We start from the raw sequence: 888 nt of genomic DNA on the forward strand, positions 1-888 counted from the left end.
CCGCGTGGCCCGAGCCGATAGACCGGCCAGCCGGTCTTGGCGCGCCGGTCGGTCAGGCTTTCGGTGCGCACGCCGACAGTGATGACGGGAATGCCAGCCTCTTTCAGGATCGGCAGTGCCGCCTCGATCGCCTCGGTGCAAAGGAAGCCAACCACCACATCGACTTTCGCCGCCGCGAAGTCGCGTGCCGCGGCGGCTCCGCCGTCCGCGGTGCAAGCGTCATCGAGCGTCTTGATCTCGGCGCCGTTCGCTTCCGCCGCCAGCCCGGCGCCGGCTTCGACCTGCTTGCCAAGGATCGCCGAAGGACCGGAGAGGGGGGCCGCAACGCCGACGACGAGGTCTTCGGCGCCCGCGTTGCCGGCGAAAGCAATCGAGGCCAGCACCGCCAATATCGTCACCAGGGGTCGCATGTGAGCGAAGCGTTCCTCCCGCGCCGGCGGTAGGTTTGCCGGCACCCGTTTCGCCAAGACCTAAAGGCTGCCCGCCCTCGGCGCAACGCGAATTTCGGGATATGCGTCAAGCACTTCGCTTGTGGCTTGCAATATGCCGCCATATATAACGGTGGGTTCTGAGGAAAATCATCTGTGCTGAAGAAGAACGACATCGGGCCGCAGGCCTATCGCGACGCGATGGCCCATTTTGCCGGCCAGGTCCATGTGGTGACCACCGACGGCCCCGCCGGCAGACGAGGCGCGACCGTTATCGCCGCTTGCTCGGTGTCCGACACGCCGCCGACCGTGCTCGTCTGCCTCAACCGCGAGAATCCCAAGAACGAGCCTTTCGTTGCGAATGGCAAGTTCGCGCTCAACACGCTGGCGTCGCATCAGGAGCCGCTGTCAGTCGGCTTTTCCGGCATGACCGGCCTGCCGGTGGAGGAACGGTTTGCGC

2 protein-coding genes are annotated in these 888 nt (G+C 65.8%); one reads left to right on the forward strand and one right to left on the reverse strand.

The window, feature by feature from the left end; genetic code table 11:
• A partial coding sequence (locus EOA33_RS37065; RefSeq protein ID WP_145989569.1) for an ABC transporter substrate-binding protein occupies positions 1-410 on the reverse strand: 410 nt, incomplete at its 3' end.
• A 174-nt stretch (positions 411-584) separates the two neighbouring features.
• Here EOA33_RS37065 and EOA33_RS37070 point away from each other — a divergent pair.
• Positions 585-888: flavin reductase (locus EOA33_RS37070; RefSeq protein WP_190234522.1), on the forward strand; the 304-nt coding region annotated here is incomplete at its 3' end.

Source organism: Mesorhizobium sp. M4A.F.Ca.ET.050.02.1.1 (assembly GCF_003997725.1).
GTDB lineage: Bacteria > Pseudomonadota > Alphaproteobacteria > Rhizobiales > Rhizobiaceae > Mesorhizobium.